We start from the raw sequence: 429 nt of genomic DNA on the forward strand, positions 1-429 counted from the left end.
CAACTCCTCCCATTTCGCCTTAGTGAAGTAGAAGTGGACCGCCGGTCCGCCCTCCCAAAAGCCCGGATAGTAGTAGAAGGGTGCAACCTTCGCGAAGCCGAGCTTCTCGTCATCATAGGGCCCGACCCATTCGGCCGCATCGATGGTGCCACGCTCCAGGGCCGGGTAGATATCACCTCCGGCGATCTGCTGCGGCACCGCACCCAGCTTGGCCATGACTTGCCCGGCAATCCCTGCCACCCGGAACTTCAGTCCCTGGAGGTCGGCGAGGGTCTTGATCTCCTTGCGGAACCAGCCGCCCATTTGCGTGCCGGTGTTGCCGCCTGGGATGGCGTGAACGTTGTACTTGGCCAGAAACTGGTTCACGAGGTCGTTGCCGCCGGCCTGGTAAAGCCAGGCGGTCTTCTGGCGCGCATTGAGGGCGAAGGG

The 429-nt window shown here is 62.7% G+C and carries 1 protein-coding gene; it reads right to left on the reverse strand.

Annotated features, from left to right (window positions below):
* A partial coding sequence (locus tag C7G61_RS43580) for a TRAP transporter substrate-binding protein (protein ID WP_420836855.1) occupies positions 1 to 429 on the reverse strand: 429 nt, incomplete at both ends.

The sequence above is a fragment of the Bradyrhizobium algeriense genome (assembly GCF_003062295.1).
GTDB lineage: Bacteria > Pseudomonadota > Alphaproteobacteria > Rhizobiales > Xanthobacteraceae > Bradyrhizobium > Bradyrhizobium algeriense.